At 67.2% G+C, this 21,259-nt stretch carries 18 protein-coding genes; 4 read left to right on the top strand and 14 right to left on the bottom strand.

Annotated features, from left to right (window positions below; all coding sequences use genetic code 11):
- Positions 1 to 67 precede the first annotated feature (67 nt).
- Complete coding sequence (locus LMJ29_RS19045) at positions 68 to 2,293, bottom strand: DNA internalization-related competence protein ComEC/Rec2 (RefSeq protein WP_229607092.1); 2,226 nt, start codon at positions 2,291 to 2,293, stop codon at positions 68 to 70.
- Positions 2,294 to 2,429: 136 nt separating this feature from the next.
- Here LMJ29_RS19045 and LMJ29_RS19040 point away from each other — a divergent pair, with 136 nt between their 5' ends.
- Positions 2,430 to 2,960: a DUF2062 domain-containing protein gene (locus tag LMJ29_RS19040; RefSeq protein WP_229607091.1), complete on the top strand. Its 531-nt coding sequence runs from the start codon at positions 2,430 to 2,432 to the stop codon at positions 2,958 to 2,960.
- 52 nt (positions 2,961 to 3,012) lie between these two features.
- On the opposite strand, the gene lolD is transcribed toward LMJ29_RS19040, so the two are convergent.
- Both lolD and LMJ29_RS19030 read right to left on the bottom strand, forming a co-directional pair.
- Entirely contained in the window at positions 3,013 to 3,702 is a 690-nt protein-coding gene (gene lolD / locus LMJ29_RS19035; protein WP_229607090.1) for a lipoprotein-releasing ABC transporter ATP-binding protein LolD, read from the bottom strand.
- Positions 3,695 to 4,939 carry a lipoprotein-releasing ABC transporter permease subunit gene (locus LMJ29_RS19030; RefSeq protein WP_229607089.1) on the bottom strand — a complete coding sequence of 415 codons (1,245 nt, stop codon included), beginning with the start codon at positions 4,937 to 4,939 and terminating at the stop codon, positions 3,695 to 3,697. The genes lolD and LMJ29_RS19030 overlap by 8 nt, the downstream gene beginning before the upstream one ends.
- A 224-nt stretch (positions 4,940 to 5,163) precedes the next feature.
- Here LMJ29_RS19030 and LMJ29_RS19025 point away from each other — a divergent pair, with 224 nt between their 5' ends.
- Entirely contained in the window at positions 5,164 to 5,886 is a 723-nt protein-coding gene (locus tag LMJ29_RS19025) for a glycerophosphodiester phosphodiesterase (RefSeq protein ID WP_229607088.1), read from the top strand.
- A gap of 42 nt (positions 5,887 to 5,928) precedes the next feature.
- Here LMJ29_RS19025 and sthA read toward each other — a convergent pair whose 3' ends face one another.
- The 10 genes from sthA to LMJ29_RS18975 all read right to left on the bottom strand — a co-directional run bounded on the left by sthA (position 5,929) and on the right by LMJ29_RS18975 (position 16,334).
- Complete coding sequence (gene sthA / locus LMJ29_RS19020; RefSeq protein ID WP_229607087.1) at positions 5,929 to 7,323, bottom strand: Si-specific NAD(P)(+) transhydrogenase; 1,395 nt, start codon at positions 7,321 to 7,323, stop codon at positions 5,929 to 5,931.
- Positions 7,324 to 7,463: 140 nt separating this feature from the next.
- Positions 7,464 to 7,700, bottom strand: a complete 237-nt coding sequence (nqrM, locus tag LMJ29_RS19015; protein ID WP_229607086.1) for a (Na+)-NQR maturation NqrM — start codon at positions 7,698 to 7,700, stop codon at positions 7,464 to 7,466.
- A complete protein-coding gene (locus LMJ29_RS19010; RefSeq protein WP_229607085.1) occupies positions 7,697 to 8,728 on the bottom strand; it encodes an FAD:protein FMN transferase in 1,032 nt (343 codons plus the stop codon). Before LMJ29_RS19010 ends, nqrM begins: the two co-directional genes overlap by 4 nt.
- Before the next feature lie 4 nt (positions 8,729 to 8,732).
- Complete coding sequence (nqrF, locus tag LMJ29_RS19005) at positions 8,733 to 9,959, bottom strand: NADH:ubiquinone reductase (Na(+)-transporting) subunit F (RefSeq protein WP_229607084.1); 1,227 nt, start codon at positions 9,957 to 9,959, stop codon at positions 8,733 to 8,735.
- Between the two features lie 15 nt (positions 9,960 to 9,974).
- Complete coding sequence (gene nqrE / locus LMJ29_RS19000; RefSeq protein WP_229607083.1) at positions 9,975 to 10,583, bottom strand: NADH:ubiquinone reductase (Na(+)-transporting) subunit E; 609 nt, start codon at positions 10,581 to 10,583, stop codon at positions 9,975 to 9,977.
- Positions 10,583 to 11,257: an NADH:ubiquinone reductase (Na(+)-transporting) subunit D gene (locus LMJ29_RS18995; protein WP_229607240.1), complete on the bottom strand. Its 675-nt coding sequence runs from the start codon at positions 11,255 to 11,257 to the stop codon at positions 10,583 to 10,585. Before LMJ29_RS18995 ends, nqrE begins: the two co-directional genes overlap by 1 nt.
- Positions 11,254 to 12,042, bottom strand: a complete 789-nt coding sequence (locus LMJ29_RS18990) for a Na(+)-translocating NADH-quinone reductase subunit C (RefSeq protein WP_229607082.1) — start codon at positions 12,040 to 12,042, stop codon at positions 11,254 to 11,256. Before LMJ29_RS18990 ends, LMJ29_RS18995 begins: the two co-directional genes overlap by 4 nt.
- The gene (locus LMJ29_RS18985) at positions 12,035 to 13,246 is read right to left on the bottom strand and encodes an NADH:ubiquinone reductase (Na(+)-transporting) subunit B (RefSeq protein ID WP_229607081.1); all 1,212 of its coding nucleotides are present in this window, start codon (positions 13,244 to 13,246) and stop codon (positions 12,035 to 12,037) included. The genes LMJ29_RS18990 and LMJ29_RS18985 overlap by 8 nt, the downstream gene beginning before the upstream one ends.
- A 2-nt stretch (positions 13,247 to 13,248) precedes the next feature.
- Positions 13,249 to 14,586 carry a Na(+)-translocating NADH-quinone reductase subunit A gene (locus LMJ29_RS18980; protein WP_229607080.1) on the bottom strand — a complete coding sequence of 446 codons (1,338 nt, stop codon included), beginning with the start codon at positions 14,584 to 14,586 and terminating at the stop codon, positions 13,249 to 13,251.
- 287 nt (positions 14,587 to 14,873) lie between these two features.
- Positions 14,874 to 16,334 (bottom strand): glyceraldehyde-3-phosphate dehydrogenase, encoded by a 1,461-nt coding sequence (locus LMJ29_RS18975; RefSeq protein ID WP_229607239.1) that lies wholly within the window; start codon positions 16,332 to 16,334, stop codon positions 14,874 to 14,876.
- 129 nt (positions 16,335 to 16,463) lie between these two features.
- Here LMJ29_RS18975 and mfd point away from each other — a divergent pair, with 129 nt between their 5' ends.
- On the top strand, positions 16,464 to 19,904 hold the full coding sequence (gene mfd, locus LMJ29_RS18970; protein WP_229607079.1) for a transcription-repair coupling factor: 3,441 nt from the start codon (positions 16,464 to 16,466) through the stop codon (positions 19,902 to 19,904).
- Positions 19,905 to 19,915: 11 nt separating this feature from the next.
- Complete coding sequence (locus tag LMJ29_RS18965) at positions 19,916 to 20,443, top strand: CsiV family protein (protein WP_229607078.1); 528 nt, start codon at positions 19,916 to 19,918, stop codon at positions 20,441 to 20,443.
- Positions 20,444 to 20,515: 72 nt separating this feature from the next.
- Here LMJ29_RS18965 and LMJ29_RS18960 read toward each other — a convergent pair whose 3' ends face one another.
- Positions 20,516 to 21,253 carry an S-methyl-5'-thioinosine phosphorylase gene (locus LMJ29_RS18960; protein WP_229607077.1) on the bottom strand — a complete coding sequence of 246 codons (738 nt, stop codon included), beginning with the start codon at positions 21,251 to 21,253 and terminating at the stop codon, positions 20,516 to 20,518.
- Positions 21,254 to 21,259: the final 6 nt, after the last annotated feature.

The following is a 21,259-nucleotide window of genomic DNA, read 5'->3' as shown; positions in this document are numbered from 1 at the left end:
ACCAACCCCCTGAAAAAAGTGGCGCAACTCTAGCACAGTGCGGCGCGCCTGCCGCCCGGTGCGGTTCTCATTTTTCCCGCCAGAAGCGCCTTTGCTCCCGCGCGCGCTCGGCCGGACCGCGGCTGCCGAGGGCCAGCATCAGAGCGCCGTCCGTCGCGGTGTCGAGGATGCGCGCCCCCGCGCTCCGATAGCGGGCCACCACCTGCGGGTGGGGATGACCGAAGGCGTTGTTCCAGCCGCGGCTGAACAGCACGGCCTGCGGTTTCACCGCGGCGATGAATGCTGCGGAGGAGGAGCCTCGACTGCCATGATGAGGAGCCACCAGCCACTCGGCGTGCAGGTCAGCGCCTCCCTCCAGCAGATGCCGCTCGCCCGCCGCGCCGATGTCGCCGGCGAGCAGCAGACGCTCGCCGCGCGCCTCGACCTGCAGCAGACAGGAGGCGTCGTTGGGATTGCCCGCTCCGGCCCAGGTCCGGGTGCGAAAGGCCACGCCATCCCATTGCCATTGTTCCCCATCCCGACAAGTCTCGGCCCCGCGCGACAACTCCAGCCCCTGCACCTCGCCGGAAACCAGGCGCCCCACCTCGAGCCCGGCCAGCAGCGCCGCCGCGCCGCCGGCGTGATCCCGATCGGCATGGCTGAGCAGCAGCGTATCCAGCCGCCGCACCCCCAGCGCCTGCAGACGCGGCAGCACCACCTTGGCGCCGCTGTCGAAACCGGGACTGGCCGGCCCGGCGTCGTAGAGCAGTGCATGCTCGCGCGTACGCACCAGCACCGCCAGTCCCTGGCCGACGTCCAGCACGTGCACCTCGGCCTCCCCCGTCGCCACCTGGGACTGCGCAGGGCACAGCAGCGCCAGCAGCATCAGCAGACCGGGCAGGCGCAGCGGCACGCCCCAGGGCAGCAGCGCGAGCAGCACGCCCGCTTCGCCGAGCAGCACCGCCCAGTCGGGAGGCGCCGGCAGTACCTGGGACGGCGCCCAGCCCGCCACCACCGCCAGGATACGGAACAGCAACTCCAACTGCCCGCCGGCCAGCCAGAGCAGGCCCTCCCCGATGCCGGGCACCGGCAGCAGCAGGGTCCCCAGCAACGCCATCGGCACCACCAGTCCGCCCACCCAGGGGACCGCCAGCAGATTGGCCAGCGGTCCGCTCAGACTGACCGGCAAGCCGAGCGCGAGAAGCAGCGGCAGCAATCCCAGCGTCATCGCCCACTGCGCGCGCAGCAGGGACAGCCCGCCGCGCGGCGCCCGCAGACGTCCGCTGAAGCACCAGGCCAGCAGCGCCACCGCGCCGAACGACAGCCAGAAGCCGGGCAGCAGGCTGGCCAGCGGCTCGGCCAGCAGGACCAACACCAGGGCGCACAACAGCGGCAGCCACACGCCCAGATGACGAAAGCGCAGGCGCCAGAGCAGGATCACCGCCAGCATGGCGCAGGCGCGCTGCACCGGCACCTCGAAGCCGGCCAGCAGGCCGTAACCCAGGGCCCCGAGCAGCGCCAGAGCGCAGGCGCAGGGCAGCCAGGGCCAGCGCCGCGGCCACCAGCCACGGCGAAACAGCAGAAGCACCAGGCCATAGAGCAAACCGCCGAGCAACATCACGTGCTGCCCGGAAATGACCAGCAGATGGACGGTGCCGGTGGCCTGCAGGACGTGCCAGTCCTCGTCGCGCAGCCCCGAGGGATCGCCCAGCACCAGGGCGGCCAAGGCACCCTGACGTCCCCAGGCATCCACGTCGAGCAGCCGATGGCGCAGGCGGTCGCGCCAGGCGGCCGGTCCCGCGGCGGCGACCAGACGTTCGCCGCTCTTCACCGCGCCGGTAGCGCCGATCCGCCGCGCGGTGAGCCAGGCCTCGTAGTCGAACACCTGCGGATTGACCAGCCCGCGCGGCCGCTTGAGGCGCACGGCGAGACGCCAGGTTTCGCCGGCCGCCAGCGCTGGCGCGTCGTGCCAGGACAGGCGCAGCCGCTGCGGCAGATCCGCACGGCGCGAGCGGGCATCCTCGAGATAGAAGCGGGTGACCCCCGCCTCCCGCTCGGGCAAACCGACCACCCGCCCCTCGAGCCACAGCGTGCGACCATCCAGCTCCGCCGCCAAACGATCATCCAGCGCCCCTTGGGCGCCGACGCAGGCCCAGGCCAGGCCGAGCAGGAAGCAGCCCAGCGGCCGGCCCCGGGTCGAAAACAGGCCCGCGCCCAGCAAGGCCAGCAGCAGCGACGCTGCCGGCGGCGGCAAGTCGGGTAGAAAGCGCAGGCTCAGCAGGCCGGCGCACAGAGCGGTCAATCCCCAGCGCATGCGTTCATCCTTGAACTGCCAGCGTAGAAATCCTGTTACAGATCGGGCGACAGCCTATCCGGAAAATCGTTCCCGCCGGTCCCCGCTGTCACGAATCCGTGCATAATACCGGCGCCCATCAGCCGTCGAGTGCCCCATGCCGCGCCGAATTTTCAAGCGTTACATGCCCGACCCGGAGCGCATCAGGGGTGACAAGTCCCTTCGCTTTCTCGGCAAACTGATCCACGACCCCAACCTCTGGCATCTCAATCGCCACTCGGTGGCGCGTGCCATGGCCGTCGGCCTGTTCGCCGCCTTCATCCCCCTGCCGATGCAGATGCTGCTGGCCGCCTCGCTGGCCATCCCGGTGCGCGGCAACCTGCCGATCTCCATCGGCCTGGTCTGGCTGACCAATCCGATCACCATGCCGCCGGTGTTCTACTGCACCTACAAAATGGGCGCCTGGTTGATGCACCTGCCGCCGATCACCCTGCCGGAACACTTGAGCGTGGAGTGGATCACCGGCGAGCTGACCAGCCTGTGGCAGCCCTTCCTGCTCGGCTCGGTGGTGGTGGGCATTCTCTCCGCCATCCTCGGCTACTGCCTGACCATGCTCTACTGGCGCTGGTGGGTACGTCGCAGCTGGCACAAGCGCCAATCGCTGCGCCGCCAGCAACGCGCTTCCTGACCTCCCGCTCAACACGGCGTGCCAGCGGCCCGGCACGCCTTCCTCTCCTGCCCTACTCCTCCGCCACCAGACGACCGTCCTGCAGACGCAGCACGCGGTCCATCTGCCGGGCCAGACCGACATCGTGCGTCACCACCAGGAAGGCGGTGTGCAACGCGGTGCTCAGCTCGTGCATGAGCTCCTGGATGCCGCGGGCGGTGTGCTGATCGAGGTTGCCGGTCGGCTCGTCGAGCAGCACCAGCGCCGGCTGGTTGACCAGCGCGCGGGCGATGGCCACGCGCTGACGCTCGCCGCCGGACAGCTCGGCCGGCTTGTGGCCGAGACGGTGGCCGAGGCCGACCCGCTCCAGCAGCGCGGTGGCCCGCTGGCGCGCTTCGGCGATCGGCGTGGCGCCGATCAACAGCGGCATGCACACGTTCTCCAGGGCGCTGAATTCCGGCAGCAGGTGGTGGAACTGGTAGACGAAGCCCATCGCCCGATTGCGCAGCAGGCCACGGGCCTTCTCGCTGAGGGCCGACAGTTGCTCGCCGGCCAGCCAGACGCTGCCGCTGCTGGGTGTATCCAGGCCGCCGAGCAGATTGAGCAGCGTGGTCTTGCCCGAACCCGAACTGCCGACGATGGCTACCCGCTCGCCCGGCAGCAGCTGCAGCTCGACGCCGGCCAGCACCTCCACCGATTGCGGGCCCTCCTCGTAGCGCTTGCCGAGGTTCTGGCACAGCAGTACCGCCTTGTCCTTACTCATAACGCAGAGCCTCCGCCGGCTGGGTGCGCGCCGCCCGCCAGGCCGGATACAGGGTCGCCAGGAAGCTCATCGACAGCGCCGCCGAGCAGATCAGCACGACGTCCTCGATGCGCAACTGCGAGGGCAGGTAATTGATGAAGTAGACGTCCGAACTGAGGAACTTGTGTCCCAGCAGGTTCTCCAGCGCGGCAACCCACTCGGTGACGTTGAGCGCGGCGATCACGCCGAGCACGCCACCGATCAAGGTGCCGACCACGCCGATCACCGTGCCCTGGACCATGAACACCAGCATGATCTGCTGCGGCGTCATGCCCAGGGTGCGCAGGATGGCGATGTCGGCCTTCTTGTCGGTCACCACCATCACCAGGGTGGAAATGATGTTGAACGCGGCCACCGCGACGATCATCAGCAACAGCAGGGCGATCATGGTCTTTTCCATCTGGATCGCCTGGAACAGGCTGCCGTGGCTGCGCGTCCAGTCGCGGGCCAGGTAGTCGTCACCGAGCTGGCCGGCGATGCGCCAGGCCACCTCGGGTGCCTGGAACAGGTCCTTGAGCTTGAGGCGCACGCCCTCCACCTGGTTGGGCTGCCAGCGCGACAGGCGCGCGGCATCGCCGACGTGGATCAGCGCCAGCGAGCTGTCCAGTTCGGCGCCGACCTTGAACACGCCGACCACGGTGAAACGCTTCAGGCGCGGGAACACGCCCGCCGGGGTGACCGAAGCCTCCGGCAGGATGAAGGTCAGCTTGTCGCCGACCGCCACCCGGAAACGCCGCGCACTGATCTGGCCGATGACGATACCGAACTCGCCGTCCTTCAGGTTCTCGAGGCTGCCCTCGACCATGTGCTTTTCGATGATCGAGACGTTCTTCTCCGCCTCCGGCAACACCGCGTTGACCAGCACCGGCTGCACGCCGCCACTGTGGGTCAGCATGCCCTGCAGCTGAGTGAAGGGCGCGACGCCCTCCACCTCGGGGTGGCTCTGCACCTTGGCCGCCAGCGCTCGCCAGTCGTCGATCGGCTGGGAGCCGCTGATGGTGGCGTGCGGCACCATGCCGAGGATGCGGGTGCGCAGTTCACGGTCGAAACCGTTCATCACCGACAGCACCAGGATCATCACCAGCACGCCCAGGGCAAGACCGGCCATCGAGGTCAGGGAAATGAACGAAATGAAGTGATTGCGGCGTTTGGCACGCGTGTAGCGCATGCCGATAAATACGGATAGGGGTCTGAACATGCTCGGGCTGCTTTGCAGGCGAAAGGAAGACGTCCATTTGTCTCGCCAGCAACGGCGATCTAGCTCAGACCGCGCCGGCGGCCGGCGGTTCGCCGGACGGGCGGCAGTCTACCGCAACGCCGGAGGGCGCGCACCGCCGGGCGGCGCAACGCGCGCGCCACACTCCTCAAACGACGGACGGCATGGTAGAAGTCGCGATTATCACTGCTGCAAGAGGAACTGCCGTGACCCTCATCTACGGCCATCGCGGCGCGCGGGGCGAAGCCCCGGAAAACACCCTGGCGAGCTTCCAGCGCTGCCTGGAACAGGGCGTGCACCGCTGCGAGCTGGATCTGCATCTCTCCGCCGACAACGAGCTGATGGTGATCCATGACCCGACGCTGAAGCGCACCACCGGCCAACGCGGCAAGGTCACCGACCATGACGCGGCGGACCTGGAGCGCCTGGATGCCCGCCTCAGCGGCCCCGACTGGCCACAGCCCTGCCCGATCCCGCGATTGCGCACCCTGTTCGAACAGTGCCACTTCAAGCACTGGCAACTGGAGGTCAAAAGCGCCTCGAGGACCCGCGCAGCGCAGACGGTGACGGCGATTGCCGCGCTCACCCGCGAATTCGGCCTGACCCGCAGCGTGACCGTGACCACCAGCTCGCGCACCGTGCTGCATGCGTTGCAGGAACTGGCTCCCCAGCTGGAGCGCGGCCTGGTGGCCGAACACGGCTGGCTCGATCCGCTCAAGGTGGCGCAGCGCTATCAGTGCCGGCTGCTGGCGCTGAACTGGCCACTGTGCAGCCCCGAGCGTCTGCGCAAGGCACAAAACCAGGGGCTGCACGTGTCGGTGTGGACGGTCAACGAGCCGGCGCTGATGCGCCGCCTCGCCGACATAGGGGTGGACAGCCTGATCACAGACTTTCCCGGTTTGGCCAACGCCACGCTCGGGAATCGCTGATCGGCCAGTCTCCGACCGGCTCAGGCCACCGGTCGGAGCCGCTTAAAAAAGCCGGTTGAGGCCGTCGAACGCCGCCACCCGATAGGCCTCGGCCATGGTCGGGTAGTTGAAGGTGGTGTTGATGAAGTACTTGATGGTGTTCGCCTCGCCCTTCTGGTTCATGATCGCCTGGCCGATATGGACGATCTCCGAGGCCTGGTAGCCGAAGCAGTGCACGCCGAGGATCTGCAGGGTCTCGCGGTGGAAGAGGATCTTCAGCATGCCCACCGGCTCGTTGGAGATCTGCGCGCGGGCCATCGACTTGAAGAAGGCCTTGCCCACCTCGTAGGGGATCCGCTCCTTGGTCAGCTCCTGCTCGTTCTTGCCGATCGAGCTGATCTCCGGAATGGTGTAAATGCCGGTCGGCACGTCGTCGACGAAGTGCCAGCTGCCGTCCTCGACGATGCTGCCGGCGGCCGAACGCCCTTGGTCGTAGGCGGCGCTGGCCAGGCTCGGCCAGCCGATCACGTCGCCGGCGGCGTAGATGTTCGGCACGTCGGTGCGGTACTGCTGGTCGACGGCGATCTGGCCGCGGCTGTTGGCCTCGATGCCGACGTTCTCCAGGGCCAGCTTGTCGGTGTTGCCGGTACGGCCGTTGCACCACAGCAGGGCGTCGGCCTTGATCTTCTTGCCCGACTTCAGGTGCAGCACCACGCCGTGGTCGAGGCCTTCGATGCGCTCATATTCCTCGTTGTGGCGGATCAGCACGTTGTTGTTGCGCAGGTGGTAGCTCAGCGCGTCGGAGATCTCGTCGTCGAGGAAGCTGAGCAGCTGGTCGCGGTTGTCGATCAGGTCGACCAGCACGCCCAGGCCACTGAAGATGGACGCGTACTCGCAGCCGATCACCCCGGCTCCGTAGATGATCATCCGCCGCGGGGTGTGGCTGAGGGTCAGGATGGTGTCGCTGTCGTAGATGCGCGGGTGGCTGAAATCGACGTCGGCCGGACGATAGGGACGCGAACCGGTGGCGATCACGATCTGCTTGGCCACCAGGCGCTCGACCACGCCGTTGTTGGCCAGCACTTCGATGGTGTTGGCGTCGGCGAAGCTGGCGGTGCCGAAGAACATGTCGATGCGGTTGCGCGCGTAGTAGCCGGTGCGCGAGGCGACCTGCTTGGCGATGACGTTCTCGGCGCTCTTCAGTACATCCGGGAAGGAGAACCAGCGCGGCTCGCCGATCTGGCGGAACATGGGATTGGTGTTGAACTGCAGGATCTGCCGTACCGAGTGACGCAGGGCCTTGGACGGGATGGTGCCCAGGTGGGTGCAGTTGCCACCGACCAGCTTGCGGCTATCCACCACCGCCACCTTGCGCCCGCTCTTGGCGGCGCTCATCGCCGCACCCTCGCCCGCCGGGCCCGAGCCCAGCACCACAACGTCGTAGTTGTAGACAGCCATCTGCCACTCCTTCAGGACAAACTTCAACCCGCCACACGGCGGGCCTCGCATGCGATCGCCGAATGCGCACGAACCATTCGGCTCGCGCCCGGCAACCGTAAATAAAAAACGGGGCAGTGTAGCCACTGCCCCGTCGGGATTCATCCAGCGCGGTTGGCGTCGTAGGCCAGGGAACCTGCCGCCTTGTCCACGCCTTCGCTGTTGGCCTCTTCGCACTTGTTGCTATCGCCGCCGCAGATCGGACAATCGTCCTTCTCGAGGCCGAGGTTGGCGATGCCGCCACAGGAGCCGGCGATCGGCTTGCGCCCCATGATCACCCCGATGGCCATGCCGAGCACCACCAGGAGCATGAGCGCGAAAGCCAGTAGCCAGGTCATCGTCGATCCTCGGGCGCCTTTGCCAGCGCCGTGAAAGCCTTGGTCGCGTGGGTGACATAGCCGTCGCCCGCACGGGTCACGAAAAACGCCGCAATACCCTGCCGCTCGGCCCAGGCCAGGCCATCCTCGGGACCCAGTACCATCAGCAGGGTGGACAGGCCATCGGCCAGCACGGCCTTGGGATGCAGCACGGTCACCGCCGCCAGCTTGTGGGCGATGGGCGCGCCGCTGCGCGGATCGAGGGTATGCGAATACCGCCGGCCATTCTCCTCGAAATAGTTGCGATAGTCACCCGAGGTCGACACCCCGTAGCCATCCAGCTCGAGCGTCCTCTGCGCCACGCGCTGGTCCTCGCGCGGCTCCTCGATGGCGATCCGCCAGGCCGAACCGTCGGGCTTGCGCCCGCGCATCTTCAGCTCGCCGGTGGCCTCGACTAGATAGCTGGCCACCCCCTGCTGCTCCAGCCAGGCGGCGATGCGGTCGACGGCATGGCCGGCGGCGATGCTGTTGAGGTCCACCTGGACCTTGGCGTCCTTGCACAGCTGCTCGCCATCGATGCGCAAATGTTGGTGGCCGACGCGCTGGAGCACCTCGGCGATGGCCTCGGCGCTGGGCACCTGCTCGCCGCGCGACTTGGGCCCGAAGCCCCACAGGTTCAGCAGCGGCTCGACGGTGAGATCGAAGGCGCCGTCGCTCTGCAGCGACAGCCCCTCGCCCAGGCGCACCAGCTCCAGCACGTCCTGCGGCATGGCCATGCAGGTGTCGGCCGGCGCGCGGTTGAAGCGCTCGATCAGCGAGTCGTCGCGGTAGGTGGACATCTGCTGGTCGACCTCGGCGAGGATCGCCTCGACGCCCGCCTGCAGGGTCTTGGCATCCGCGACGCCGTCGGCGCGCACGTACTTGATCGTGTAGGTACTGCCCATGGTCGGGCCGCCGAAGGACTCCAGCGGGTCGGAGAATTCGCAACCCGCCAGCGCTGCCGCCAGGGCGGCAGCGGCGAGGGACCGCAGGAACGAGGCGATGGCCATGGCGCTAGCCTCCGAAATCGTCGAGCAGGATGTTCTCCCGCTCCACGCCCAGATCGAGCAGCATCTTGATCACCGCCGCGTTCATCATCGGCGGGCCGCACATGTAGAACTCGCAATCCTCCGGCGCCGGATGGTCCTTGAGGTAGTTCTCGTAGAGCACGTTGTGGATGAAGCCCTTGAGGCCATCCCAGTTGTCCTCGGGCTGCGGATCGGACAGCGCCAGGTGCCAGCGGAAGTTCGGGTTCTCCGCCTGCAGCCGGTCGTACTCCTCGACGTAGAAGGCCTCGCGCATCGAGCGCGCGCCGTACCAGAAGCTCATCTTGCGCTGCGAATTGAGGCGCTTGAGCTGGTCGAAAATGTGCGAGCGCATCGGCGCCATGCCGGCGCCGCCGCCGATGAACACCATCTCGTTGTCGGTATTCTTGGCGAAGAATTCGCCGAAGGGACCGTACACGGTGATCTTGTCGCCCGGCTTGAGGTTGAACACGTAGGAGGACATCCTGCCCGGCGGAATGTCGTCCCTGCCCGGCGGCGGCGAGGCGATGCGGATGTTGAACTTCACGATCCCCTTCTCTTCCGGGTAGTTGGCCATGGAGTAGGCGCGAATGGTGGGCTCGTCCACCTTCGACACGTAGCGCCACATGTTGAACTTGTCCCAGTCGCCGCGGTACTCCTCCTGGATGTCAAAGTCCTTGTACTTGACAACGTGCGGCGGGCACTCCAGCTGCACGTAGCCGCCGGCGCGGAAGTCCACGCTCTCGCCTGCCGGCAGGCGCAGGGTCAGCTCCTTGATGAAGGTGGCGACGTTGGGGTTGGACTCCACCGTGCATTCCCACTTCTTCACGCCGAAGACCTCCTCCGGCACCTCGATGTGCATGTCCTGCTTGACCGGGGTCTGGCAGGACAGCCGCCAGCCCGCCTTGGCCTCGCGCTTGGTGAAGTGCGATTCCTCGGTGGGAAGCATCTCGCCGCCGCCCGACTCGACGATGCACTTGCACTGCGCGCAGGTGCCGCCGCCGCCGCAGGCGGAGGACAGGAAGATGTCGTTGGCCGCCAGGGTCTGCAGCAGCTTGCCGCCGGCCGGCACGGTGATGGTGCGCTCGCCGTTGATGACGATGTTCACATCGCCGCTGGACACCAGCTTGGCGCGCGCGGCGAGGATGATCGCCACCAGCGCCAGCACGATGCCAGTGAACATGCCGATGGCGAGAAAAAGCTCGAAACTGATCATCTGTTCATCCCGTCCTTAGAGCTGCACGCCGGAGAAGGACATGAAGCCCAGCGACATCAGTCCGATGGTGATGAAGGTGATGCCCAGGCCCTGCAGGCCGGCCGGCACGTCGCTGTACTTGAGTTTCTCGCGCACCCCGGCGAGCACGGCGATCGCCAGCGCCCAGGAGAAGCCCGAACCCAGGCCGTAGACCACGCTTTCCGAGAAGTTGTAGTCGCGCTCGACCATGAACAGCGAGCCGGCCATGATCGCGCAGTTCACCGTGATCAGCGGCAGGAACACGCCGAGCGCGTTGTAGAGCGAGGGCACGTACTTGTCGAGGAGCATCTCGAGGATCTGCACGATGGCGGCGATCACGCCGATATAGCTGAGCAGGCCGAGGAAGCTCAGATCGACCTCCGGCAGGCCGGCCCAGGCCAGCGCACCCTCCTTGAGCAGGTAGGTGAACAGCAGGTTGTTGGCCGGCACGGTGATGGTCTGCACCACCACCACGGCGACGCCCAGGCCGATCGCCGTCTCCACCTTCTTGGAAATGGCGATGAAGGTGCACATGCCGAGGAAGAAGGCCAGCGCCATGTTCTCCACGAACACGGCCTTCACGAACAGGCTGAGGTAGTGTTCCATCAGTAGGCCTCCTTGTTCTGCACCTGCGGTGCCATCTTGTAGCTGGGCGCCTCGGCCTGCTCGGTCTTCCAGCTGCGCAGTCCCCAGATGATCAGGCCGATCAGGAAGAACGCCGAGGGCGGCAGCAGGAGCAGCCCATTGGGCACGTACCAGCCGCCGTCGTTGACCACCGGAATGATCTCGAAACCGAGCAGCTTGCCGGCGCCGAACAGCTCGCGGATCACGCCGAGGATGATCAGCATGGCGCTGTAGCCCAGGCCGTTGCCGATCCCGTCGAAGAACGACAGCACCGGCGGGTTGGCCATGGCGAAGGCCTCGGCGCGGCCCATCACGATGCAGTTGGTGATGATCAGGCCGACGAACACCGACAGCTGCTTGGCCAGGCTGAAGGCGTAGGCCCTGAGGATCTGGTCGACCACGATCACCAGGGACGCGATGATCACCATCTGCACGATCATGCGGATCGAGCTGGGGATCTGATGGCGCACCATGGAGATGAACAGGTTGGAGCAGCCGGTCACCAGGGTCAGGGCGATGGCCATCACCAGGGCGGTCTTCAGGTTGGAGGTCACCGCCAGCGCCGAGCAGACCCCGAGGATCTGCAGACCGATCGGGTTGTTGTGGACGATGGGGTTGAGCAGAACTTCCTTGATAGTCGGTTGCGCCATGATCAGGCCTCCCCGGCACGCAGATTAGCGATAAACGGACCGAAACCGCTGCGGCCGAGCCAGAACTGCAGCAGGTTGTGCACGCCCTTGCTGGTCAGGGTGGCGCCGGCGAGGCCGTCCACCTGATGACTGGCCTGCGGGCTCTGCGGATCGACCGTGCCCTTGATGATCTGCACCGCCGGTGCGCCCTGCTCGTCGAACAGGGTCTTGCCCGGCCACAGCGCCTTCCATTTCGGATTGTCCACCTCGCCGCCCAGACCCGGGGTCTCGGCGTGCTGGTAGAAGCCGAAGCCGGCCACCGTGTTCAGATCGCCCTTGACCGCCAGGAAGCCGTGCAGGGTCGACCACAGGCCATAGCCGCGCACCGGCAGGATCAGGGTGTCCAGCTTGCCATCGGTCTCCACCAGGTAGACGGTGGAGAAGCGCTCGCGGCGCTTGATCGAGGCGATGTCCTGCTCGCCCGGCAGGGCATCGGACAGCTGGGGATCCTTGGCCGCCTTGAGCGGATCGAAGGTGGCGGCATCCTGGGCATCGGTGAACCTGCCGCTCTGCAGATCGACCACGCGCATGCGGATGCGCTCGGCGAACAGCGCCTTGACCTGCTTGCCGGACAGCCCCGCCTCGCCCAGCCCGGCGATGGCCAGGATGCTGCGCTGCTTGTCGAGCTGGCGGTTGTCGATCTGGATCGGCTTGAGCGCCACGGCCGCGCCGGCGACGAACACCGAGCACACCAGGCAGACCACCAGCGCGACCAGCAGGGTGCGGGCGGTGGATTCCTTTTGACTAGACATTGCGTGCCAGCCTCCGCTTGATATTGGCCTGAACGACGAAGTGGTCGATCAGCGGCGCGAACAGGTTGGCGAACAGGATCGCCAGCATCATGCCTTCCGGGAAGGCCGGGTTGACCACGCGGATCAGCACCACCATCAGGCCGATCAGCGCGCCGAACAGCCACTTGCCGGTGTGGGTCATCGCCGCCGACACCGGGTCGGTAGCCATGAAGATCATGCCGAAGGCGAAGCCGCCGACCACCAGGTGCCAGTACCAGGGCATGGCGAACAGCGGGTTGCTGTCCGAGCCGATGGCATTGAACAGGGCACTGGTGGCGATCATGCCCAGCATGACCCCGGCGACGATGCGCCAGGCGGCGATCTTGGTCAGCAGCAGCACGGCGCCGCCGATCAGGATGGCCAGGGCGCTGGTTTCGCCGATCGAGCCATGCTCGAAGCCGAGGAAGGCATCCATCCAGGTGATCCCCTGGCCGGCGATGGCCTCCACGCCGCCGGCCGCGCCCAGGCTCAGGCTGGTGGCGCCGACGTAGCTATCCACCGCGGTCCACACGCCGTCGCCGGAGATCTGCGCCGGGTAGGCGAAGAACAGGAAGGCCCGGCCGACCAGCGCCGGGTTGAGGAAGTTCTTGCCGGTGCCGCCGAACACCTCCTTGCCCAGCACCACACCGAAGCTGATGCCCAGCGCCACCTGCCACAGCGGGATGCTCGGCGGCAGGATCAGGGCGAACAGCACCGAGGTGACGAAGAAGCCCTCGTTGACCTCATGACGACGCACCGAGGCGAACAGCACCTCCCAGAAGCCGCCGACCACGAAGGTCACCAGGTAGATCGGCAGGAACCAGGCGGCACCCTGGACCAGGCAGTCCCACAGGCTGGCGGGGTCGAAGCCGGCCAGTGCGCCGATCAGGCTGAAGCGCCAGCCCTGCTGGGCCGCCAGCAGCTCGGGGCTCTGGGCGAAGATCAGGTTGGCCTGGTGGCCGACGTTCCACATGCCGAAGAACATCGCCGGGAAGGTGCACAGCCAGACGGTGATCATCATGCGCTTGAGGTCGATGCCGTCGCGCACGTGGGCGGTGGTCTTGGTCACGCTGGCCGGACGATAGAAGAAGGTGTCCACCGCCTCGTAGAGGGCGTACCACTTCTCGTACCTGCCGCCCGCGGCGAAGTTGTGCTCGATCCTGTCGAGAAAATCGCGCATACCCATGGTCAACCCTCCTTCTCGATGCGGGCCAGATTGTCGCGCAGGATCGGACCGTATTCGTACTTGCCGGCGCAGACGTAGCTGCACAGCGCCAGGTCTTCCTCGTCCAGCTCGAGGGCGCCGAGCTTCTGCGCCATCTCGGTGTCGCCGACGATCAGGTAGCGCAGCAACTGGGTGGGCAGGATGTCGAGCGGCATCACCTGCTCGTAGTTGCCGACCGGCACCATGGCGCGCGGACTGCCGTTGGTGGTGGTGCTGAACGGGAACTTCCTGTCGCCCAGCAACCGGGAGACGAACACGTTGAGCACCGAGTGCTTTTCCACCCCTGCGCGCAGATAGTGGAGCAGCTCGCGGTCGGTGCCCTCGCGCAGGCAGGACACCTGCAGGTGATAGCGGCCGAGGAAGGCGGCGGCGCCGCGGGACGTGCGCCCGCCGAACACCGAGCCGGAGATCACCCGGTTGTGGCCGGGCTGCAGCTCGCCGGCGGTCAGCTCGTCCAGGCTGGCGCCCAGGCGGGTACGCAGCAGGCGCGGCTGCGCGACCACCGGACCGCCGAGGGCGACCACTCGCTCGACCCACAGCTGGCCGCTGGTGAACAGCTTGCCGACGGCGATGACGTCCTGGTAGTTGATGGTCCACACGCTTCGGGTCGCGCTGACCGGGTCGAGGAAGTGGATATGAGTGCCGGCCAGGCCGGCCGGGTGCGGGCCGGCGAAGCTTTCGACGGTCACCCCGGCCACGCCTTCGCCCGGAAGGGCGACTCCCTCGGCCTTGCACAGGAAAACCCGCGCCAGACGGCCGAGCACCTTGAGGCCGTTCTCGAAATCGCCGGCGTGCTCGCCGATCACCAGCGCCGGATCGGCAGCCAGCGGATGGCTGTCGATGGCGGTGACGAAAATCGAACTGGGCACGGCATCGACAGCCGGCACCTTGCTGAACGGGCGGGTCCGCAAGGCGGTCCACAGGCCGGAAGCCTGCAAATTGTCGCGAACCAGACCATCCTCCAACGCCCCCAGCCGCTCGGCCGGATAGCGGGCGAAGGTGAACTGCTCGTCGCCCTCCACGTCGATGACCACCGACTGCAGCACGCGCTGCTCGCCGCGATGGATGGCGCTGACGATGCCGGCGGCGGGCGCCGTGTAGTTCACTCCCGGGGTCTTCTTGTCGGAGAACAGGACCTGGCCGAGCTTGACTCGATCACCGACCTGCACCTGCATCGTGGGCTTCATCCCGTGATAGTCGAAGCCAACGAGCGCCACGCTGCGCACCGGCCGGGCGGCCTCGATGCGCTGCGCGGGAGCGCCGGTGATGGGCAGGTCCAGACCACGTTTGATTTTTATCATCCGCTTTGCCCAATTATTAACAATTAAACGAACAAGGATGTCTTACGTCACCTGAAACTGCAATGACCGCCCCACGCCGGCCAGACCTCGCATTGTCAGATAACGAACACAGCTGACACCCCCATTGCAAAAAGCCGACCAATTAGAGGGACGCCCTCCACCAGCGCCCCCGGGACGGCCAGGTGATGGACTGCGCCGCCGCTCTGGCCGTCCGTTCCGCATTTTCCGGGCGCCAGAAATGAAAAACGGGAGCCGAAGCTCCCGTTTTCACTGGCGACCTGTGCGGATCAGCGCGGGAAGGCCGGCGGGGTGACCCCAGCCATCTCTTCCAGTACACGCACCACCTGGCAGCTGTAGCCGAACTCGTTGTCGTACCAGACGTACAGGACGACACGGTTGTCGTTGCAGATGGTCGCTTCGCCATCGACGATGCCGGCATGGCGGGAACCGACGAAATCGGTGGACACCACTTCCGGCGAGTTGGTGAAGTCGATCTGCTTGTGCAGCTCGGAGTGCAGCGCCATGTGGCGCAGGTACTCGTTGATCTCCTCGCGGCTGGTGGCCTTCTCCAGGGTCAGGTTGAGGATGGCCATGGAGACGTTCGGCGTCGGCACGCGAATGGCGTTGCCGGTCAGCTTGCCCTTCAGTACCGGCAGGGCCTTGGCGGCGGCGGTGGCGGCACCGGTCTCGGTGATCACCATGTTCAGCGGCGCGCTGCGGCCGCGGCGATCGCCCTTGTGGAAGTTGTCGATCAGGTTCTGGTCGTTGGTGTAGGAGTGCACGGTCTCCACGTGACCATGGGCGATGCCGAACTTGTCGTAGACAGCCTTGAGCACCGGCACGATGGCGTTGGTGGTGCAGGAGGCAGCGGACAGGATCTTGTCGTCCGAGCTGATCAGGCTGCTGTTGATGCCGTGGACGATGTTCTTGATCTCGCCCTTGCCCGGCGCGGTCAGCACCACACGGGCGGCGCCCGGGCACTTCAGGTGCTGGCCCAGGCCTTCGGCGTCGCGCCACTTGCCGGTGTTGTCGACGACGATGGCGTTGTTGATGCCGTAGGCGGTGTAGTCGACGGTGGTCGGATCGTTGGAGTAGATCACCTGGATCAGGTTGCCATTGGCGAGGATGGTGTTGTTCTCCTCGTCGATGGTGATGGTGCCGTTGAACGGACCGTGCACCGAGTCGCGGCGCAGCAGGCTGGCACGCTTGACCAGGTCGTTGGCGGCGCCCTTGCGCACGACGATGGCGCGCAGACGCAGGCCGTCGCCGCCGCCGGTCTTCTCGATCAGGATGCGCGCCAGCAGGCGGCCGATGCGGCCGAAACCGTACAGCACGACGTCGGTGCCTTCGCGCTGCTCGCTGCCCTGCTTGCCGACCACTTCGGCCAGCTCTTCGCGGACGAACTGCTCGGCGCTGCGGCCGTTGCCTTCGCTCTTGTACTTGACCGCCAGACGACCCAGGTCGACCGAAGCGGCGCCCACTTCCAGCACGCTCAGGGCCTGCAGGAGCGGGAAGGTGTCATGGACCGACAGCTCGGCGTCGTCGATCTGACGGGCGAAGCGATGCGCCTTGAGGATGCCGATCACCGAACGGTTGATCAGGCCGCGGCCATAGATGGAAGTCACCACATTGTTGTTGCGATAGAGCTGGCCGATCAGCGGAATCATGGCCTCGGCGAGAGCCTCACGGTCAATCCAATCACCAAGGCACTGGTCGGTCTTCTGGTTCACGGGCGGTACCTTCCACAATGTAGGGGATAACAAAAAGGGCTACATTATGACGGCCCCGAAGCGTTCGGGCAACGTGCCACGGCCATCACTGACAGTCGGCTCGCCGGCCCGCTACAATGGCCGCTTTGCCGCCACCGCGAGTCGCCCGTGACCGTACTGCGCCTTCCAAGCCTGCCGGCCGCCGCCGGCAAACAACACTGGGGCAACCTGCCGGGTGCCGCCCAGAGCCTGGCCATCGCCGAGGCGGCCGCCGGCGCCCGCCGCTTCACCCTGCTGCTGACCGCCGACAGCCAAAGCGCCGAGCGCCTGCAGGAAGAGCTGCGCTTCTTCGCCCCGGACCTGCCGGTGCTGCACTTCCCCGACTGGGAAACCCTGCCCTACGACGTCTTCTCGCCGCACCAGGACATCATTTCCCAGCGCATCGCCGCGCTCTATCGCCTGCCGGAACTCAAGCACGGCGTGCTGGTGGTGCCGATCGCCACCGCCCTGCAGCGCCTAGCGCCGCCGCGCTTCCTGCTCGGCTCGAGCCTGGTCCTGGACGTCGGCCAGCGGCTCGACGTCGACGACATGCGCACGCGCCTGGAGGCGGCCGGCTACCGCTGCGTGGATACCGTCTACGAACATGGCGAGTTCGCCGTGCGCGGCGCGCTGATCGACCTGTTCCCGATGGGCAGCGCCCTGCCCTACCGCATCGACCTGTTCGACGACGAGATCGAGACGCTGCGCACCTTCGACCCCGAGACCCAGCGCTCGGTGGACAAGGTCGACTCCGTGCGCCTGCTCCCCGCCCGCGAGTTCCCGCTGGAGAAGAAGGCGGTGGCCGACTTCCGCGCGCGCTTTCGCGAGCGCTTCGACGTCGACTACCGGCGCTGCCCGCTGTACCAGGACCTCTCGAGCGGCCTGATCCCGGCCGGCATCGAGTACTACCTGCCGCTGTTCTTCGACGACACCGCCAGCCTGTTCGACTACCTGCCGGCCGACACCCAGGTGTTCTCCCTGCCCGGCATCGAGCACGCCGCCGAGCAGTTCTGGAACGACCTGCGCAGCCGCTACGAGGATCGCCGCTACGATCCGGAGCGTCCGTTGCTGCCGCCGGCCGAGCTGTTCCTCGCCGTCGAGGACTGCTTCGCCCGCCTCAAGGGCTGGCCGCGGGTGATCGCCGACCAGCGCGACCTCGAGCCCGGCGTCGGCCGCGAACGCTTCGCCGCCCGCCCGCTGCCCGACCTGGCGATCCAGGCCAAGGCCGGCGAGCCGCTGGCCGCGCTGCGCCGCTTCATCGAGGAATACCCCGGCCGCGTGCTGTTCTGCGCCGAATCGGCCGGCCGCCGCGAGGTGCTGCTCGAGCTGCTCGCCCGTCTCAAGCTCAAGCCCCGCGAAGTCGACGGCTGGGCCGCCTTCGCCGCCGGCGGCGAGCGCCTGGCGATCTGCATCGCCCCGCTCGACGAGGGCCTGCTGCTCGATACGCTGGCGCTGATCCCGGAAAGCCCGCTGTTCGGCCACCGCGTCATGCAGCGCCGGCGCCGCGACAAGGTCCGCGACGCCGGCGACAACGTGGTCAAGCATCTTACCGAGCTGCGCGAAGGCGCGCCGGTGGTACACATCGACCATGGCGTCGGCCGCTACCATGGCCTGGTCACCCTCGAGGTCGAGGGCCAGCCCGCCGAATTCCTCATGCTGGAGTACGCCGAGGAAGCCAAGCTGTACGTGCCGGTGTCCAGCCTGCACCTGATCGCCCGCTACACTGGCAGCGACGACTCCCTCGCCCCGCTGCACCGCCTGGGCTCGGAGACCTGGCAGAAGGCTAAGCGCAAGGCCGCCGAGCAGGTGCGCGACGTCGCCGCCGAGCTGCTCGACGTCTACGCCCGCCGCGCCGCCCGCGAGGGCTATGCCTTCGGCGATCCCCAGGTCGACTACGAGACCTTCGCCGCCGGCTTCCCGTTCGAGGAGACCCCCGACCAGCAGGCCGCCATCGAGGCGGTGCGCGCCGACATGCTCAGCGCCAAACCGATGGATCGGCTGGTGTGCGGCGACGTCGGCTTCGGCAAGACCGAGGTGGCCATGCGCGCAGCCTTCATCGCCGCCCATGGCGGCAAGCAGGTGGCGGTGCTGGTGCCCACCACCCTGCTCGCCCAGCAGCACTACAACAGTTTCCGCGACCGCTTCGCCGACTGGCCGGTGAAGGTCGAGGTGATGAGCCGCTTCAAGTCCGCCAAGGAAGTGCGCGAGGCCGAGCAACTGCTCGCCGAGGGCAAGATCGACATCGTCATCGGCACCCACAAGCTGCTGCAGGACGACGTGAAGTTCCGCGACCTGGGCCTGGCCATCATCGACGAGGAGCACCGCTTCGGTGTGCGCCAGAAGGAACAGCTCAAGGCGCTGCGCAGCGAGGTGGACATCCTCACCCTGACCGCCACGCCGATTCCGCGCACGCTGAACATGGCGGTGGCGGGCATGCGCGACCTGTCGATCATCGCCACCCCGCCGGCACGCCGCCTGTCGGTGCGCACCTTCGTCATGGAGGCCAACCAGCCGACCATCAAGGAGGCGCTGCTGCGCGAGCTGCTGCGCGGCGGCCAGGTCTACTACCTGCACAACGACGTGAAGACCATCGAGAAGTGCGCCGCCGACCTGGCCGAACTGGTGCCCGAGGCGCGCATCGGCATCGGCCACGGGCAGATGCGCGAGCGCGAGCTGGAGCAGGTGATGAGCGACTTCTACCACAAGCGCTTCAACGTGCTGGTGGCCTCGACCATCATCGAGACCGGCATCGACGTGCCCAGCGCCAACACCATCATCATCGAGCGCGCCGACAAGTTCGGCCTGGCCCAGCTGCACCAGCTGCGCGGCCGGGTCGGCCGCAGCCACCACCAGGCCTACGCCTACCTGCTCACCCCGCCGCGCAAGCAGATGACCGACGACGCGCAGAAGCGCCTGGAGGCCATCGCCAACGCCCAGGACCTGGGCGCCGGCTTCGTGCTGGCCACCCACGATCTGGAAATCCGCGGCGCCGGCGAGTTGCTCGGCGAAGGCCAGAGTGGGCAAATCCAGGCGGTCGGCTTCACCCTGTACATGGAGATGCTCGAACGCGCGGTCAAGGCGATCCGCAAGGGCGAGCAGCCCAACCTGGAGCAGCCGCTGGGCGGCGGCCCGGAGGTCAACCTGCGCCTGCCGGCGCTGATCCCCGAGGACTACCTGCCCGACGTCAACGCCCGCCTGATCCTCTACAAGCGCATCGCCTCGGCCGCCGACGAGAGCGCCCTCGACGAGCTGCAGGTGGAGATGATCGACCGCTTCGGCCTGCTCCCCGAGCCGGCCAAGAACCTCATGCGCCTCACCCTGCTCAAGCTGCAGGCCGAGCAGTTGGGGATCAAGAAGATCGACGCCGGGCCGCAGGGCGGACGCCTCGAGTTCGCCGCGCATACCCCGGTCGACCCGCTGACCCTGATCAAGCTGATCCAGAGCCAACCGAACCGCTACAAGTTCGAAGGCGCCACCCTGTTCAAGTTCCAGGTGCCGATGGAGCGCCCGGAACAGCGTTTCAACACCCTGGAGGCGCTGTTCGAGCGCCTGACCCCGCACGCCGCCTGAAGGATACGCCCATGCCCCGACTGCTTCGCCCCCTCCTGCTCGCCCTGCTGCTGATTGCCCCCGGCGCCTTCGCCGAGGCGCTCTACCAGGTCGAGCTGATCGTCTTCCGCCAGGCGCAACAGACGCTCGACGCCAGCCAGCCGGCGCCGGAGGACTGGGCCGCCAACGCCGCCGCCATCCCCGCGCAGAACGAACGCAGCCCGGCGCTGACCGACACCGCCGGCAAGCTGGAGAGCGCCCAGGGTTACCAGGTGCTGCTGCACAAGGCCTGGCAGCAGGGCGTCGGCACCAGCCCGGCACCGGTGCGCTTCAGCGCCGGCAAGCAACGCGACGGCCACTTCCCGGTGGAAGGCGTGCTCGACCTCAGCCAGGAGCGCCAGCTCGAGCTGGCGCTGACCACCTGGATCAACCAGTTCAACGGCGACGGCTTCCTGGCCGCCAGCGAGCGCCTGCAGGTCAAGCGCCGCCTGGTGCCCGGCCAGCTGACCTACCTCGACCACCCGACCCTGGGTGCGCTGATCCGCGTCACTCCGCTGTAAGCCGACGCCTTGAACGCAAAGGGCGGCAGATCCTGCGATCTGCCGCCCTTTTTCATGCCCGGTTAGCGGCGATCAGCCGGCCAGCACCCCGCGCAGCACCGCCTTGACCGTGTCCATGCCCTCGGCCAGGGCCTGCTCGATCTCGGCCATGGTGATGATGCCGGTCGACTTGCCGGCCGCCGGATTGACCACCAGCGCCAGGCAAGCGTAGGGCAGCTCCAGCTCGCGGGCCAGCGCCGCCTCGGGCATGCCGGTCATGCCGACGATGTCGCAGCCGTCGCGCTCCATGCGGACGATCTCGGCGACCGTCTCCAGGCGCGGCCCCTGGCTGCAGGCATATACGCCGCGGCCGCTGAACTCGCAGCCCTCAGTGCGCAGCGCGGCGATCAGACGCTGGCGCAGCTCCTCGTCGTAGGGGTGGCTGAAGTCGATATGGGTGACGCAGTCCAGTTCGCCCTCGAAGAAGGTCGAACCGCGCCCCCAGGTGTAGTCGATCAGCTGGTGCGGCACGCACAGGTGCCCGGTACCCATCGCCGCATGGATGCCGCCCACCGCGTTGACCGCGACGATCGCCTCGGCACCGGCCTCCTTCAGCGCGAACAGGTTGGCGCGATAGTTGACCTGGTGCGGCGGAATGCGGTGCGGATGGCCGTGGCGGGCGAGGAACAGCACCTCGCGGCCGCCGAACTCGCCGCGCAGCACCTCGGCCGACGGCTGGCCCCAGGGCGTGTCCAGGGTGAGGCTCTCGCGAATGGTCAACCCGGCGAGCTGGGTCAGTCCGGTACCGCCGATGATGGCTACAACGCTCATCCAGTT

This window comes from Pseudomonas oryzagri (assembly GCF_020831405.1).
GTDB classification, from domain to species: domain Bacteria; phylum Pseudomonadota; class Gammaproteobacteria; order Pseudomonadales; family Pseudomonadaceae; genus Geopseudomonas; species Geopseudomonas oryzagri.
This window is presented reverse-complemented; position numbering and strand designations above follow the sequence as displayed.